At 71.6% G+C, this 14,973-nt stretch carries 15 protein-coding genes and 1 pseudogene; 9 read left to right on the top strand and 7 right to left on the bottom strand.

Annotated features, from left to right (window positions below):
- Positions 1 to 59 precede the first annotated feature (59 nt).
- On the bottom strand, positions 60 to 392 hold the full coding sequence (locus ACIA6A_RS24165; RefSeq protein ID WP_396100100.1) for an STAS domain-containing protein: 333 nt from the start codon (positions 390 to 392) through the stop codon (positions 60 to 62).
- 127 nt (positions 393 to 519) lie between these two features.
- On the opposite strand from ACIA6A_RS24165, the gene ACIA6A_RS24160 reads away from it, so the two are divergent.
- Positions 520 to 993: a peroxiredoxin gene (locus tag ACIA6A_RS24160; RefSeq protein ID WP_396100099.1), complete on the top strand. Its 474-nt coding sequence runs from the start codon at positions 520 to 522 to the stop codon at positions 991 to 993.
- A 3-nt stretch (positions 994 to 996) separates the two neighbouring features.
- Here the strand turns inward: ACIA6A_RS24160 and zwf are convergent, their stop codons facing one another.
- Positions 997 to 2,490: a glucose-6-phosphate dehydrogenase gene (gene zwf, locus ACIA6A_RS24155; RefSeq protein WP_396100098.1), complete on the bottom strand. Its 1,494-nt coding sequence runs from the start codon at positions 2,488 to 2,490 to the stop codon at positions 997 to 999.
- A gap of 155 nt (positions 2,491 to 2,645) precedes the next feature.
- Between zwf and ACIA6A_RS24150 the strand changes: the two genes are divergently transcribed.
- Entirely contained in the window at positions 2,646 to 3,584 is a 939-nt protein-coding gene (locus ACIA6A_RS24150) for an exopolyphosphatase (RefSeq protein ID WP_396100097.1), read from the top strand.
- Between the two features lie 120 nt (positions 3,585 to 3,704).
- On the opposite strand, the gene ACIA6A_RS24145 is transcribed toward ACIA6A_RS24150, so the two are convergent.
- Entirely contained in the window at positions 3,705 to 4,514 is an 810-nt protein-coding gene (locus ACIA6A_RS24145; RefSeq protein ID WP_396100096.1) for a DUF1775 domain-containing protein, read from the bottom strand.
- Positions 4,515 to 4,594: 80 nt separating this feature from the next.
- On the opposite strand from ACIA6A_RS24145, the gene ACIA6A_RS24140 reads away from it, so the two are divergent.
- Together ACIA6A_RS24140 and ACIA6A_RS24135 are read left to right on the top strand one after the other, a co-directional pair.
- The gene (locus ACIA6A_RS24140) at positions 4,595 to 4,807 is read left to right on the top strand and encodes an RNA-binding S4 domain-containing protein (protein WP_396100095.1); all 213 of its coding nucleotides are present in this window, start codon (positions 4,595 to 4,597) and stop codon (positions 4,805 to 4,807) included.
- Between the two features lie 81 nt (positions 4,808 to 4,888).
- Positions 4,889 to 5,755: a hypothetical protein gene (locus ACIA6A_RS24135; RefSeq protein ID WP_396100094.1), complete on the top strand. Its 867-nt coding sequence runs from the start codon at positions 4,889 to 4,891 to the stop codon at positions 5,753 to 5,755.
- A 108-nt stretch (positions 5,756 to 5,863) separates the two neighbouring features.
- Here ACIA6A_RS24135 and ACIA6A_RS24130 read toward each other — a convergent pair whose 3' ends face one another.
- A complete protein-coding gene (locus ACIA6A_RS24130; protein WP_396100093.1) occupies positions 5,864 to 6,232 on the bottom strand; it encodes an FKBP-type peptidyl-prolyl cis-trans isomerase in 369 nt (122 codons plus the stop codon).
- Between the two features lie 124 nt (positions 6,233 to 6,356).
- On the opposite strand from ACIA6A_RS24130, the gene ACIA6A_RS24125 reads away from it, so the two are divergent.
- Positions 6,357 to 7,259 carry a lytic polysaccharide monooxygenase gene (locus ACIA6A_RS24125; RefSeq protein ID WP_396100092.1) on the top strand — a complete coding sequence of 301 codons (903 nt, stop codon included), beginning with the start codon at positions 6,357 to 6,359 and terminating at the stop codon, positions 7,257 to 7,259.
- Positions 7,260 to 7,300: 41 nt separating this feature from the next.
- Here the strand turns inward: ACIA6A_RS24125 and ACIA6A_RS24120 are convergent, their stop codons facing one another.
- Positions 7,301 to 8,209, bottom strand: coding sequence for a TIGR03619 family F420-dependent LLM class oxidoreductase (locus ACIA6A_RS24120; RefSeq protein ID WP_396100091.1), 909 nt, complete (start codon positions 8,207 to 8,209; stop codon positions 7,301 to 7,303).
- 93 nt (positions 8,210 to 8,302) lie between these two features.
- Here ACIA6A_RS24120 and ACIA6A_RS24115 point away from each other — a divergent pair, with 93 nt between their 5' ends.
- The 3 genes from ACIA6A_RS24115 (at position 8,303) to ACIA6A_RS24105 (ending at position 13,149) form a co-directional block, all read left to right on the top strand.
- Positions 8,303 to 8,656 (top strand): GntR family transcriptional regulator, encoded by a 354-nt coding sequence (locus tag ACIA6A_RS24115; RefSeq protein ID WP_396100090.1) that lies wholly within the window; start codon positions 8,303 to 8,305, stop codon positions 8,654 to 8,656.
- The gene (locus ACIA6A_RS24110) at positions 8,653 to 9,576 is read left to right on the top strand and encodes a DUF1648 domain-containing protein (protein ID WP_396100089.1); all 924 of its coding nucleotides are present in this window, start codon (positions 8,653 to 8,655) and stop codon (positions 9,574 to 9,576) included. The genes ACIA6A_RS24115 and ACIA6A_RS24110 overlap by 4 nt, the downstream gene beginning before the upstream one ends.
- Positions 9,577 to 9,690: 114 nt before the next feature.
- The gene (locus tag ACIA6A_RS24105) at positions 9,691 to 13,149 is read left to right on the top strand and encodes an ATP-binding cassette domain-containing protein (protein ID WP_396100088.1); all 3,459 of its coding nucleotides are present in this window, start codon (positions 9,691 to 9,693) and stop codon (positions 13,147 to 13,149) included.
- Positions 13,150 to 13,283: 134 nt separating this feature from the next.
- On the opposite strand, the pseudogene ACIA6A_RS24100 reads toward ACIA6A_RS24105, so the two are convergent.
- Both ACIA6A_RS24100 and ACIA6A_RS24095 read right to left on the bottom strand, forming a co-directional pair.
- A pseudogene (locus tag ACIA6A_RS24100) lies at positions 13,284 to 13,412 on the bottom strand (carboxylesterase family protein); the annotation flags it as partial.
- A gap of 161 nt (positions 13,413 to 13,573) precedes the next feature.
- Entirely contained in the window at positions 13,574 to 13,867 is a 294-nt protein-coding gene (locus ACIA6A_RS24095; RefSeq protein ID WP_396100087.1) for a peptidoglycan-binding protein, read from the bottom strand.
- A 211-nt stretch (positions 13,868 to 14,078) separates the two neighbouring features.
- Between ACIA6A_RS24095 and ACIA6A_RS24090 the strand changes: the two genes are divergently transcribed.
- Complete coding sequence (locus ACIA6A_RS24090; protein WP_396100086.1) at positions 14,079 to 14,957, top strand: S1C family serine protease; 879 nt, start codon at positions 14,079 to 14,081, stop codon at positions 14,955 to 14,957.
- Positions 14,958 to 14,973: the final 16 nt, after the last annotated feature.

Below are 14,973 nucleotides of genomic sequence, written 5' to 3'. Positions count from 1 at the left end.
ATCGCCGGTCCGAACTGGAGCATCGCGCCAAGGGTCTGCTCCAGCCCGGACGCCGGTGGTCACTCCTTGAGGGCGGTCTCCACGTCGGGGTGCAGGGAGAGGTAACTGGTCAGGCCGAGCGTGTCGAGCAGGCGGCGCAGGAAGCCGGACGGGGCGGCGAGGCGGACCCAGCCACCTTTCTCCATGGCCCGGCCGTGGGCGGTGACCAGGACGCCCACGCCCATGGAGTCGCAGAAGTCGAGGCCGGAGAGGTCGACCACGATGTGCGGGGTGGACTTCTCGACGAGGCGGCCCAGGTTGGCCTTGAGTGCCGGGGCGGTGTCGATGTCCAGGGAGCCGCGCAGGGTGAGGACGGCGGTGTTCGGGGGATGGTGTGCGACCGAGACCTGCATGGGGGTGTCGCTTTCTCGCAGGGGTGGGCAGGGGTCAGCCGTGGGTGACGATGGTGTAACCCGGTGGTATCCCTACCCTAGGCGAGGGAACACTCGCGGGCGAATTCGGACGCGTAGGGTTGACTCCGTGAGCATCGGTAAGGGCGATCAAGCGCCCGAGTTCGACCTGCCCGACCAGGACGGCAACCCGCGGCGGCTCAGTGAGCTGCTCGCCTCGGGCCCCGTGGTCCTCTTCTTCTATCCGGCCGCGCTCAGCAGCGGCTGCACCGCCGAGGCCTGCAACTTCCGGGACCTCGCCACCGAGTTCGCCGACGCCGGCGTGCAGCGGGTCGGCATCAGCCGCGACACGGTCGCCAAGCAGAAGCAGTTCGCCGACGTGAACGGCTTCGACTATCCGTTGCTGTCCGATCCGGACAGCACGGTCGCCGCGGCGTACGGCGTGAAGCGCCGGCTTCCGCTGGGTCCGTTGAGCACGAAGCGGATGACGTTCGCGATCGGCACCGACGGCCGGATCATCGACGTGATCCACAGCGAGATGGACATGAACCAGCACGCCGACCGCGCCCTGGAAGCGGTCACCAAGGCGCGGTCGGGGTCCTAGCCACTACAGCTCGTTACGCCACTTACGGCTGCTGCGGCCGATGAGGCGGTCGGCGTCGGTGGGGCCCCAGGAGGCCGCTTCGTACGTCGGGATCGGGGACTGGTCGTTCGCCCAGTGCTCGATGATCGGGTCGACGATGCGCCAGCACTGCTCGACCTCGTCGGTGCGGATGAACAGCGTGGGGTCGCCGAGCAGGGCGTCGAGCAGCAAGCGCTCGTAGGCCTCCGGCGACTCCTCGCGGAACGTCTGCTCGTACGAGAAGTCCATGCTGGCCGTGCGCACCCGGAACGAGTGGCCCGGCACCTTGGCCCCGAAGCGCAGCGAGATGCCCTCGTTGGGCTGGATCCGCAGGATCAGGGCGTCCGCGTCCAGCTCGGTGAGCTGGTTGGTCGGGATCGGCAGGTGCGGCGGCCGCTGGAACTGCAGGGCGACCTCGGTGACCCGGTGCGGCAGCCGCTTGCCGGTGCGGACGTAGAAGGGCACGCCCGCCCAGCGCCAGTTGTCGACGTTGAGCCGCATGGCCGCGTACGTCTCGGTACGCGACAGCGGGTCGACGCCGACCTCCTCGCGGTAGCCGGCCATCAGGTCCTCGCGGGTGCCGCCGCGGGTGTACTGACCGCGCACCGCGAGGTCGGCGATGTCGCGGTCGGTGGGCAGCCGGATCGCCTGGAGCAGTTTGACCTTCTCGTTGCGCAGCCCTTCGGCGTCGAACGAGGCGGGCGGCTCCATGAGGGCGAGCGCCAGGACCTGCAGCACGTGGTTCTGCACGATGTCGCGCATCGCGCCGGCGTGCTCGTAGAACCCGCCGCGGGTGCCGACGCCGAGCGTCTCGGCGACGGTGATCTGGACGTGGTCGACCCAGGAGCGGTTCCAGATGGGCTGGAAGATCGCGTTGGCGAAGCGCAGCGCGAGCACGTTCTGGACGGTGTCCTTGCCCAGGTAGTGGTCGATCCGGAAGACCTGGGGCTCCTCGAACGCGGCGTGCACGATGCCGTCGAGCTCGCGGGCGGTGCGCAGGTCGTTGCCGTAGGGCTTCTCGATCACCAGCCGGGAGAACGAGCCCTCGCGGGAGTGGTTGAGCCCGGCGCCGGCGAGGCCGTTGATCACCGGCTCGAACGCCTCGGCGGGGGTGGAGAGGTAGAAGATCCGGTTGCCCGAGGTGCCCCGGGTGGCGTCGAGCTCGTCCAGCGTCTCGGCCAGGCGCTTGTAGGTGGCCGGGTCGTCGTAACCGCCCGATACGTACCTGATGCCGCCCTGGAGCTGGGGTTTGTCCGCGAGGCTCCGGTTGCCGAGGGAGCTCTCGGCGAACTGGTGGTCCTCCATCGGGGTTCTGGCGACGCCGACCAGGGCGAATTCGGCGGGGAGCCGGTTGTGGCGGGCCAGGCTCTCGACGGCCGGCAGGAGCTTGCGGCGGGTCAGGTCGCCGGACGCGCCGAAGATCACCAGCGTGGCCGGTGGGGCGTTACGGTCCTGCGCGAGCTGCGGAATGGTGTCCATCGTCAGGTTCTTCCTCCACCGCGTACGTGAGATTGCGTCTGACTTTACGCAGTGGAGGTGGTGATCGGATCAAACGTGTACGCCGATGCGACCAGGTACATAGCCGTAAAAGTGGCAAACTGGTGTGTAAGCCGCCAACCGGCAGAGGAGATCTCGTGAAGTATCGGCTCGTGACCCGCAGCGATTTCGATGGTTTGGTCTGTGCCGTCCTGCTGCGCGTCCTCGACATGATCGACGACATCACCTTCGTGCACCCGAAGGATGTCCAGGACGGCGTGGTCGAGATTACTGAACGTGACATTCTGACCAACCTGCCGTACGCCCCCGGTGCGCACATGATCTTCGACCATCATCATTCGGAGACGCTGCGTAACGAGGGCAACCTCGACAACCACATCATCGATCCCGAGGCGCCGTCCGCCGCCCGGGTCATCTACGACTACTACGGGGGTGCCGAGCGCTTCCCGGAGGTCCCGGACGATCTCATGCGGGCGGTGGACCAGGCCGACTCGGCCGACTACGAGATGCACGACATCCTCGACCCGCAGGGCTGGACGCTGCTCAACTTCCTGATGGACAGCCGCACCGGGCTGGGCCGGTTCCGGGAGTTCCGGATCTCCAACTACCAGCTGATGATGCTGCTGATCGACGCGTGCCTGCAGATGACGTCGGTCGAGGAGATCCTGGAGCTGCGCGACGTCTCCGAACGCGCCGACCTGTACCGGGACTGCTCGGCGATGTTCGAGGAACAGCTGCGCCGGGTGAGCCGGGTGGAGGGCGACGTGGTGATCGTCGACCTGCGCGAGGAGGACACGATCATGGCCGGGAACAGGTTCATGGTGTACGCGATGTACCCGGAGTCCCGGGTGTCCGTCCACGTGATCTGGGGCCGGCAGAAGCTCAACACCGTGTTCGCGTGCGGCAAGTCGATCCTCGACCGCACGTCGCCGGTCGACGTCGGCGAGGTCATGCTGCGCTACGGCGGCGGCGGGCACCTCGCGGCGGGCACCTGCCAGGTCCCGCACGAGGACTCCGAACGGGTGGAACGGGAGATCATCACGGCGCTGCAGACGCCGCGTACCGTCACGGTCTAGATGTTGGCGGGGTGGAGAGCCGAACCTCTCCACCCCGCCGGCCGCAGGTCGTGGGTCTTGCCCTGGACCCCACCCGCATGTCGTGATCCGCGCCCCACGCGCTTTCTCACGACAAGTTCCTCAGCCCTTGTAGCTCCACTTGCTCCGGTCCGGGCCCGCGGCGACCAGCTCGGGCTGCTCGTCACCGGCGTCGGACGCGGGCTCGTCCGTGGGACGGCGACGGCCGCGCAGCGTGGTCACCGCGGCGGTCACCGCGAGCAGGCCGGCCAGCACCCACCCGGCGATCGTCCAGAAGCTCGGGCCGTCGTCGGCCGCCTCGGCGAGCGCCTCGAACATCTGCTCGTCGGTGGCGCTGGTGTCCCCGGTGGCGGCGTCCCCACCGGTGTGCGCCGCGTGACCGCTGTAGGTCTCACCGGCGACCGCGGGGGTCAGCGTCAGCGAGACGGGCGGCATGGCGTCGCCCTTGGCCGGATCCACGTACGCCGGCTCCACCGTGAACGTCATCTGCTCACCGGCGGTCGGGACCGGCCCGATCGCGACGTCGAGGTGCGCCGACGCGCCCGGCGCCAGTTCCTTGCCCGGCATCGCGATCCAGGTGATCGCCCCGACCACCTGGGTCAGCGGCTCACCGTTCGGCACGGCCAGCGGCGTGTCGAGGGTCCGGTGCTCGAGCCGCGGCGCCCAGTCGTCGACCGACAGCGGGTACACCTCGGCGATCGGCTGCGCGGCCGGCAGCACGACCTTGAGCTGCTTGATCGGGCTCCGGCCGGTGTTGGTCAGCGTGAACGAGAAATTCTGGGCGCTGCCCTGCGGCGCACTGGACGGGCTGACCGCCACGTCGGCCGCGGCGGGGGCCGCGAGGCCGAGGACACCAGCGGCGACGGTGGCGGCCAGGACGCCCGCCCGGCGGTGCTTCTCGAGTCGACTCACAGGGGGTAGTTCGGATCACATCGGTGAATGGTTCAACGCCTCGGAAAAAATCTTCGCGGGCCATGCCGGATGATGGAGACATGCGAGAGGTAGCCATCGGCGACGACATGATCAGACTCGGACAGTTCCTCAAGCTCGCCGACCTGATCGAAACAGGTGGCGAGGCGAAGGTCATGATCGCCGTCGGCGAAGTGACGGTCAACGGTGAGGTCGACACCCGTCGCGGGCGGCAGCTGCGTCCCGGCGACGTGGTGGTGGTGAACGGCAAGAAGGCGGTGAAGATCGTCGTGTAGCCGGCGGGAGCAAAATTCCGCCGGACGGGGAACCGGTCGCGGGGGTGCTGCGTCAGAGCCGGTATGACGACATTTCGCGGTTTGTGGACGGCCACTGCCGCCGCCACGTTGTTCCTGATCAGCGCGTGTGCCCAGCCCGCCGCCGAGAGCGTGGCCGGAGCCGCCGGGACGTCCTCGGCACCCCCGCAGGGCAAGATCAGCGCTGACGGCCTGGTGCTCCGGGTCGCGTACTCCGGCGGTTTCGTCACCCCCGACATGCGCGCCGGGCGGTTGCCCAAGGTGAGTGTCTACGCCGACGGCCGGGTGATCACCGAGGGCCCGACGACGATGGAGTTCCCCGGCCCGGCCCTGCCGAACCTGCAGGTGGTCTCGATCTCACCCGAACAGGCCGTCGCCCTGGCGAACAAGGCCACCGCGGCCGGTGTCACCACCGGCACCGATTTCGGTACGCCCGGAGTGGCCGACGCCCCGGCCACCGAGGTGACCGCGGTGACGGCGTCCGGTGCGCAGACCGTGGCCGCCGAGGCGCTCGGTGAGGCCCGGGCCGACGACCCGGCGCTGACCGACGCCCAGAAGCAGGCCCGCGCGAAGCTGCGTACGTTCCTCGACGAGGTCGACAAGCTCACCGCGGACCCGGCGATCAAGCCGGTCGGGTACAAGCCGGAGATCCTCGCCGCGGTGGCGGGCCCCTACGTGGTCACCGACGACACCGTGCGCCCGCAGACCACCGAGTGGCCCGGCCCGGTCCTGCCCGGCGAGCCCCTCGCCGAGGGCCTGGACCTGACCTGTGTGACCGTCACCGGCGAGCAGCTCGCCCCGGTCCTCGCGGCGGCTGAGAAGGCGAAGTCCAACACCTCCTGGACGTACGGCGGCAACGCCTGGTCGCTGCGGTTCCGGCCGCTGCTCCCGGACGAGACGGGCTGCGCCGACCTCAAGGCCACCCGGTGACCCCGTTCTCCGAGCCGTTCGAGTTCCCGGACCGCTCGGAGGGCCAGGACACGAACGAGCCGGGACAGGCAGTGCCCGTCCCGGCCCGTGCGTACTGCCGGCCGCAGCTCAGCTCACGCCGAGCAGGTCCACCACGAAGATGAGCGTCTCGTTGGGCTTGATGACGCCACCGGCGCCACGCGCGCCGTAACCCAGGTGCGGGGGGATGGTCAGCTTGCGGCGACCGCCGACCTTCATGCCGGCCACCCCCTGGTCCCACCCGCTGATGACCTGCTGGGCGCCCAGACCGAAGTCGAACGCCTCGCCACGGTTGTAGGAAGCGTCGAACTCCTTGCCCGAGGAGAACGCCACGCCCACGTAGTGGACGCTGACCTGGTGTCCGGGCTTCGCCTCGTCGCCGTCGCCGACGACGAGGTCTTCCACGACCAGCTCGGCGGGCGGCTCACCGGTGATGGGGCCGACGTCGGGCTTCTCCATGTGTCCTCCTGTGTCGATTGCCTGCTTCTTCATGCAACCACAGGGCCCTGCGGTTACGAGCACTGCCACTCTCGGTAGTGAACGATCCGGCGGCCCGCCCCGTACTCGTGCGGGGAGGTTTCACATGAGAGCCGTACGAAGTCTTGCCGCGCTCGGGGTCGCGGCGGCCGCGACCGTGCTGCCGTCGGTCCCGGCGCTGGCCCACGGTGCGCCGACCACGCCACTGAGCCGCACCGCGGCGTGCGCCCCGAACGGCGAGGAGCCCGATCTCGCCGTGTGCAAGGCGGCCACCAGGACGAACGGCGGCGCCATCGGCTCGTTCGACAACCTGCGGATCGCGAACGTGAACGGCAGGGACAAGGCGGTCGTGCCGGACGGCCACCTGTGCAGCGGTGGCCTGGACCGCTACCGGGGTCTCGACCTCGCCCGCGACGACTGGCCGACCACCGAGGTCACCGCCGGGAAGACCCTGAACGTGAAGTACGCGGGCACGATCCCGCACCGGGGCGAGTTCCGGCTGTACCTGACCAAGCCGGGATACGACCCGCAGAAGGCACTGGCCTGGGCCGACCTGAGCGGCTCGCCGCTGGCCACGGTCACCGACCCACCGCTGCGGGACGGCTCCTACCGGATGAGCGTCACGATCCCGAGGGACCGCTCCGGCCCGCAGCTGCTCTATGTGGTCTGGGAGACCTCCAGCACGCCGGACACCTATTACTCCTGCTCCGATCTGCGGGTCAAGGCGAAGGCGGCCCCGGCCGTGGCGACGACCGCGCCCACCCGGTCGAAGTCCCCTTCGCCTTCGCCTTCACGCTCCGTCAAGGCCTCGAAGGCGGCTTCTCCCGCGGCCCAGCTGGCCCGCCGGACGACGCCGCCGGCGACCGAGGCCCCCGAACTGACCCCGGTCGCCTCCCAGGTCGACGACAGCCGCGCCCAGCTCGGTCACTGGATCATCGGCGGAGCGCTCGCCGTGATCGTGGCGGCCGGTGGCACGGCCCTGGTGAGCCGCCGGAGAACGGCCCGCTGACGGTCGGACCGGTCAGGGAGCGACGCGGCGGGATCGACCGGTCAGCCGGCCCGCATGAGGTCCAGGAAACGGCCGGCGAGGTCGAGCATCTGCTCGCGGCTGCGGACGGTCAGGGTGAGGTCCACGAAGACCTCGTCGGCACCGGAGTCCTTGGCGTAGGCCGCGATCTGCTCCAGGGTGCCGCGGGCCGGGACCTGGGACGGGTCGGCCGGCTCGGTGGTGATCCTGGGGTTGAGGCGCAGGACCATCCGCAGGGTGCCGGGATCCCGTCCGTACCGCTGCGTCTCGGCCTTGAGTTTGTCCCACAACGACCCGAGATAGGGCAGCGGCATGCCGACCGCGAGCCAGCCGTCGCCGCGCCGGGCGACGCGGGTCAGGGCCGCCGGGGTGAGGCCCGCGAGCAGGATCGGTGGTCGCGGTCGCTGCACCGGTTTCGGCAGGATACGACTGGCGGGTACGCGGTACCGGGCCCCGTCGTGCGCGACCACCTCCTCGCCCCAGATCTTCTCGAGCACGTCGATGATCTCGTCGAGCCGTTCGCCCCGGCGGTCCCAGGCGACGCCGGTGGCGGTGTACTCGTCCTGGAGCCAGCCGAGGCCGAGCCCGACGTCGAGGCGGCCGCGGCTGAGCACGTCGAGGGTGGTGAGCGTGCGGGCCAGCAGGACCGGTGGGTGCCACGTCGCGTTGAGGGTGCTGGTGCCCAGCCGTAGCCGGGTCGTGGCCGCCGCCGCGAACGTCAGTGTGGTCAGCGGGTCGAGGTAGACGCCCATCTCCGCCGGCATCGTGCCGTCGCCGCCGGGGTAGCGGTCGCTCGGTTCCAGCGGGGAGAGCAGCCGGTCGCCGGTCCACAGGCTGTCGTAGCCCATCGCCTCGACCGCCCGGCTCACCTCGAGCACGTCGTCGGGGCCGGTGAGCGTGCCGTAGTGGGGCAGGTTGACGCCGATGCGCATGGAGGTCCCTCCGGGCGAGCTGCACTGTGGACGGACACCTTACCCAGCGGTTCCGGCCGTTGAAAAAAACGATTGTTATAGTAGTATGCAAACATGTTGTTCCGGGTGGACGTGGCGGCGGCCGAGCCGCTGGCCGATCAGATCGCGGCGCAGGTGCGCGGCGGGGTGATGCGCGGGGACCTGTCGCCGGGGGAGCGTCTGCCCTCGGCGCGGGAGCTGGCCGAGGTCCTCGACGTCAACCTGCACACCGTGTTGCGGGCCTACGCGAAGGTCCGCGACGAGGGCCTGATCGAGCTGCGCCGGGGGCGCGGCGCGGTGGTCCGCGACGACACCGACGTGTCCCGGCTGCGCCTGGTCGAGATGGCCCGGGGATTCGTCACCGAGGCCCGGCGGTACGGCCTGGCCGAGTCCGAGATGCTCGCGATGGTGAGGGAGGTCCAGTCATGAGACGACTGTGGACGGCGGTGGCGCTGGTGTGGCTGCCGGTGGTGGTGCTCGGGGTGGCCTGGCCGGCGTGGTCCGGCCGGCTGCCGTCGCGGATCGCCACCCACTGGGGCGGATCGGGTCAGGCGGACGGCTTCAGTTCGGCAACCGGGTTCGGTGTGACCCTGCTGCTGGTCGCGGTGGCCGCGGCCGTGGCCGCCACCGTCGCCGTGCCGGTCACGCGGAACGGCGCGGCGGCCCGGTTCTGGCTCACCACGGCCGGGACGACAGCCGGGGGAGCGGCCGGAACCGGAGCGGCCGCCACCCTGGCCGCCCTGGCCGACCCGGCCGACCCCCGGCTGGGCTGGCGGATCGGCCTCCTCCTGGCCGGGGTGGCCTGGGGATTCGTGGTGCTGGCGGCGGCCGGGCGACCGCCGCGGCCGGAGCCCGCCCCCGCGGTGGCCGTCGACGTCCTCGACCTGGGGCCGACCGAGCGGGCCGCCTACCTCACGACGCTGAGCTCACCGTTGCTGGCCGGGGTCACCCTGGCCGCCGGGATCGTGGTCGCGGTGGTCGCGGCGACCGTCGCGCCCGTGCTCTGGCCGGTTCTGGTGCTGCCGGTCGCGGCGGGTGTGGTGTTCGGCCGGTTGCGGGTCTCGGCCGACCGCCGGGGGCTGCGTGTGGTGGCCGGGCTGGCCGGCATCCCCGTGAAACGCGTGGCGCTGGACGACATCGCCAGCGCCGAGGCGGCGGAGATCCGGCCGTCGCAGTGGGGCGGCTGGGGATACCGGGTGACGCCCGGCGCGTCCGCGCTCGTGCTGCGCGGCGGTCCCGGGCTGGTGCTGGTGCTGCGCGACGGCCGTCGCTTCGCGGTCACCCTGGACGACCCGGCGACACCCGCGGCCCTGCTCAACGCGTTGCTGGCCCGGTCGCCGGGGCGGTGACCGGCACAGATGTGATGGTGGTGACGTCCGGGTTGCCCGGTAAATGCGTTGAGCCGGGAGTCGTGGGAACGGAGGATGGGGGGTACCGCCGCCCCTGCTCACCAAGGACTCCTGATGCGCCTCATTCGCGACTTATGGGTGACTTCGCCCCGTCGCACCGCCTTCATCGCCGTGCTCATCGTGTTCGGGGCGGCGGGGCAGGCCGGCGCCCTCGGTCTGGCCGGGGCGGTGCTGGTGCACCGGTCGATGCCGCTTTTCGGGGTGCTCTCCGCCGCGCTGGTGGTGTCCGTGATCAGCGACGTCATGGTCGGGCTGGTCGCCGCCCGGCTCACCGCCGACTGGGCCGCCGCCGCCCGCCGGGGGCTGTGTCAGGTGGCGTTCGGCCAGGACGTGCCCACGCTGGAGACCACCCCGGTCGGTGAGCTGCTCGACCGCATCGACAGCGACGTCTACCAGGTCGGTTCCGAGCTGCGGGGCAGTGGCGTGCGGCTGGCCCAGTCCCTCGCGGTGGCCGCGCTGTCGATCGTCACCGCGTTCTTCGCCTGGTGGCCGGCCGGCATCGGCATGGTGCTCGTGTCGATCGTGCTGGTGCTGGTGATGAACAAGCCGATCCAGCGGATCTCCCCGTTGCGGCTCAGCGAGGAGGAGGCCTGGTCCGACCTGGCCGCGGTCATGGAGGAGGCGATCCACGGCCAGGACGACGTCCGCACCAGCCTCGCCGCACCCTACGTCCGTGGCCTCTACGCCCGGCGGGCCCGCGAGGTGCTGCGCCGGGGCCGGTTGGTGTGGCGCAAGTCGTCGCGGATCACGATGGGCGCGGGTGCGATCACCCGCGCCCTCATCGCCGTGCTGGTCGTGGCCGGCGCGTGGGCGCTGACCGCGGGCCACATCGACGGCGCCCGGCTGACCGCGGTGTGGCTGCTCGCGCTGGGCTTCGGTGGCACCCTCGAGCACGTCACCCGGATGGTCCCCGAGCTGCAGAACGCCCTCGGCGCGTGGGGCCGGGTCATGTTGCTGCGCGACGTGCCGCAGGAGCCGGCCGGCGGGCTGGCCCCCACCGACGGGGTCCTCGAGGTCCGCGACCTGACCTTCCGGTACGGCGAGGCCGACGCCGGACGCCCGGCGGCGCTCAGCGACGTGAGCCTGACGTTCGCGCCCGGCCGGTCGTACGCGCTGATCGGCCGCACCGGATCGGGTAAGTCCACGCTCGCCAAGGTGCTGACCCGGGCCGTCGACGTGCCGCGCGGCACCGTCTTCCTCGGCGGGACCGACCTGGTCGACCTCGATGTCGAGGGGCTGCGCCGGTGGACGGCGATCGTCCCGCAGCGCACCGAGATCCTGTCCGGCACGCTCGCCGAGAACATCGCCCTGTTCGACCCGGACCTGCTCGCCGGCGCCGGCACCGCGCTGGAGGAGCTGGGCCTGACCGCCTGGACGGCCGGGCTGCCCGACGGCGTCGACACCAAGCTCGGCGAGGGCGGCTACGTGCTCTCGGCCGGGCAGGAACAGCTCGTCGCGTTCGCCCGGATCCTGGTCCGCGACCCGAAGGTGGTGATCCTCGACGAGGCCACCGCCCGGATGGACCCGGTCACCGAGGCCTGGGTGCAACGCGCCACCGACCGGCTGCTGCGCGGCCGGATCGGCGTCATCGTCGCGCACCGGCTCTCCTCGGTGCAGCGCTGCGACGAGGTCGTGGTGCTCGCCGACGGCCGGGTGCTGGAGGCCGGCCCGATGGCCGAGTCGCAGCGCTTCGCCGAGCTGCTGGCCAGCAGCAACATGGTCGCCCCGGCCCGCTCCGGCGGCGGGGTGGCACTGCTGGAACGCGACCCGGAACCGGTGCGCACCGAGCTCGGCAACACGCTGCCGAAGCAGGACCCGCCGCCGCTGCCGGAGCCGCCGCCGGTCGGCACGTTCCGGGAGATCTTCCGGCTGACCACCAACGACCCGCGCTACGGCCTGGCCGCGGTGAGCCTGTTCGCGGTCCTGGTGCTGCTCGGCCTGGACGGCGCGATCCTGCCGCTGTTCTGGGCGGACGTCGTCGACGGCGTCGGTGACCCGCTGTGGCCGGCGATCGGCATCGCGTCCGCGCTGATCGTGGCGATCCCGACGCTGTACTACACCGGGGCCTGGTTCCCCGAGTGGTGGGTGCGGCAGATGCTGCGGATCAGCCAGCGCCTCGTGCACGGGCAGATCGGCCCGCGCCGGATCACCAAGTACACCCCGGCCGAGGTGGTCGCCCAGGGCGGCGACACCGAACGCGTCGTCATGCTGGCCGACAACGTCATCGACAACGTGACCAGCGTCGTGATGATCGTCGCGATGACCTGGGCGTCGCAGTCGTACGTGCCGGCCCTGTTCTTCGTCGGCACGATGGCGGTGTCCGGGCTGGCCGCGACGCTGTTCGGCCCGCGGCTCGAACGGGCCGCCCGGCACACCGTGGCGGCGCGGGCCTCGTTCGCGACCGCCCTGGTCTCGTCGCTGTCGGCGGCGCGCACGGTGAAACTGGCCGGCGCGACCGCGCCGGTGCTGCGCCACCTCGCCGGCCTCGACGAGATCCGCAGCGAACGCCAGCGCCACGAGATCGCGATCCAGGTCTGGGCCCGCTCCACCCCGTCGGTGCTCAGCGGCCTGCTCCCGATCGCGGCCTGGGCGATGTACCTCGCCGGCAACCTGTCGGCGGCGGCCACCCTGATCGCGGTGGCGGTGCTCGGCGCGGCCCGCTGGTTCGCCTGGACCACCGCGTCGCTGGTGTCGAACTTCCCGTCGGCCCGGGTGTGGACCCGCCGGACCGTGGCCATGACCGGCGTGGCGGAGTACTCCAGCCCGGTGCCGGGCGTCGACCTCGACGCGGGCACGGCCCAGGCCCCGCCCGAGGCGCCCCGGGAGGCGTTGCGCCGCCTCGAGCTCACCGGTTTCAGCGCGATCCACGAGAACGGCACGGTCGGCGCCGAGGACATCGACCTCGTCGTCGACCGCGGCGAGCTGGTCCTGGTCGTCGGCCCGGTCGGCGCCGGGAAGTCGTCGCTGCTGCGCGCGCTGGCCGGCATCGTGCACCACACCGGCGGGCTGAGCTGGAACGGCCGGCCGGTCGACGAGCCCGAGACGTTCCTGCGCCCCAACCAGGTCGGGTACGTGGCCCAGCTGCCCCGGGTCCTGTCCGGCACGGTCGCCGACAACATCGAGCTCGGCCACCGGGTCGACGCCGCCGACGCGGTGAGCACCGCCCAGCTCGAACACGACCTGGCGGTGGCCGGCGGCGGCCTCCAGCTGCTGATCGGGCACAAGGGCACCCGCCTGTCCGGCGGTCAGCTCCAGCGTCTCGCCCTGGCCCGGGCCCTGGCCCCGCGCACCGAACTCCTGGTCGCGGACGACGTCTCCTCGGCCCTGGACGTCACCACCGAGCTCGAGCTGTGGCGGGCCCTGCGCGCCCACGGCGTCACGGTGGTCGGCTCGACCTCCAAACGGGCGGCGCTCTCCCGCGCCGACCGGGTGGTCGTCATGATCGGCGGCCGGGCGGTCGCCCAGGGCACCTGGCCGGAGCTCGAGGACAGGTACGGCCACCTGGCCGGCTGACCCGCCCACAGGTCGCGGTGCTGGTCCGCCGCGACGTCGGGCGGGCCCTGGTCCCCGAACGCCTGCCCCGGGTGGCCTCGAGCAGGGCCTGCGGGCTCCGGGCGCGCATGCAGTCCACCGGGGCGGTGCACCCAGCGCAGCGCGGCCTGCTGGTCCTGGAGCCCGAATGTGCCGGAGCCCGGGAGCCCTGGCAGGCCGTGACAGCCGAGGACACCGAGCCGGTAGTTGACCGTAATGACGATCACGTCACCCCGGGCGGCCAGGCGGTGCGGAAGTCCGGTGCGACGGCGGCAGCGGCGGTGGGTGCGAGGAGCGTGACCACGACGATGATCGTTGCGAGCGACGTGGGTCCAGCCTCGCCGGACCGTGGTCCCGGCTCATCCACCGGTTGACGGATCGTGGGAGCAGCCGTCGCCGCGGTGGCTCAGGCGGCGACGGAGTGCTCGAAGGTGCGCAGATCCTGGAGGTCCTGGACGTACCGGGCCAGGACGTGCACCGTGCGCGGTCCGGCCACGCCGTCCGGTTCCAGGCCCGCGTACTCCTGGAAACCGCGTACGGCGTCCGTCAGGTCCTCGTCCTGCCGGCCGACCGGCAGGCCCAGCGTGGCGAACAGGTCGCGCAGCACCGCCGGGTCCGCGGCCGGGGCGGGATCGTCGCTCCAGCCGATGAGGCCGCCGACGGCTGTTCCCACCACGCTGAGCATTCCTCGTGCCGACATCGCGACCTCCTGATGAGTTCCTGGACGGGTTACCTCCAGGATCCGGATCCCGCCTGTGCCCGGCCTCTGACCACGGGCCCGACCTGCTGTGAATCCGCTATTACTTTCGGCCGACCGGTGCGGCGTACAGCCAACCCACAGATGTCTCACCGGGAGCTGACAACCTGCCGGGCAACAGTGGTTCCATCACCGCTGAACGAAGGCAGGCGTCATGACGGATCTGTTGAACCGCCCCCAGTACACCTCTTCCTCCTACGCGCCGCCGCCGTTCCCGCCGCTCCCGCCGTACGTGACCAGCCACCGTGACGAGCGTGACCGCCGGTGGCCGCGCCGGGTCGCCGGGGGAGCCGCGCTGCTCGCCCTGATCGCCGGCGGCGGGGTGACCGGCGCGGTCGTCGCCGAGCACTACGGCACCGACGCCCCGGCCGCCACCGCGACCACGGCGACCAGCACCATCGCGACCTCGGCGGTCACCGAGGACGCCGGCCTGGCCGCGGTCGCCGCGAAGGTGTCGCCGAGCATCGTCACCGTGCTGATCGACGGCCGCGACGAGTCGGCGCTCGGGTCCGGCGTGGTGCTGCGCTCCGACGGGCTGATCCTCACCAACAACCACGTGATCTCCTCCGGCGGCACGGTCAGCGTCCGGCTGTCCGACGGCCGTACGGTGCCGGCCGAGGTGGTCGCCGCCGACCCCACCCATGACCTGGCGCTGGTGCAGGCGACCGGCGTGACCGGTCTGACCCCGGTCACGTTCGGCACCGACGACTCGGTGGCCGTCGGCGACACGGTGCTGGCGTTCGGCGCGCCGCTCGGCCTCGAGGGCACGGTCACCTCGGGCATCGTCTCGGCGTTCGACCGCGAGGTCAGCACCGGTACGGAGAAGCTCACCGGCCTGCTGCAGACCGACGCCGCCATCAACGAGGGCAACTCCGGCGGTGCCCTGGTCGACGCGTCGGGCCACGTCATCGGTATCAACGTCGCCATCGCCACCGCCGACGAGTCCAGCACCGGCAGCGTCGGCCTCGGCTTCGCGATCCCGGCCGACACCGTCACCCAGGTCGTCCAGCAGCTCGAGACCCGGATCAGCTGACCGGGCCGGGTACGGT

It is taken from the genome of Actinoplanes sp. NPDC051494 (assembly GCF_044454705.1).
GTDB lineage: Bacteria > Actinomycetota > Actinomycetes > Mycobacteriales > Micromonosporaceae > Actinoplanes.
Note: the sequence above shows the minus strand (reverse complement) of the source record. Positions and strands in the feature narration are given on the sequence as shown.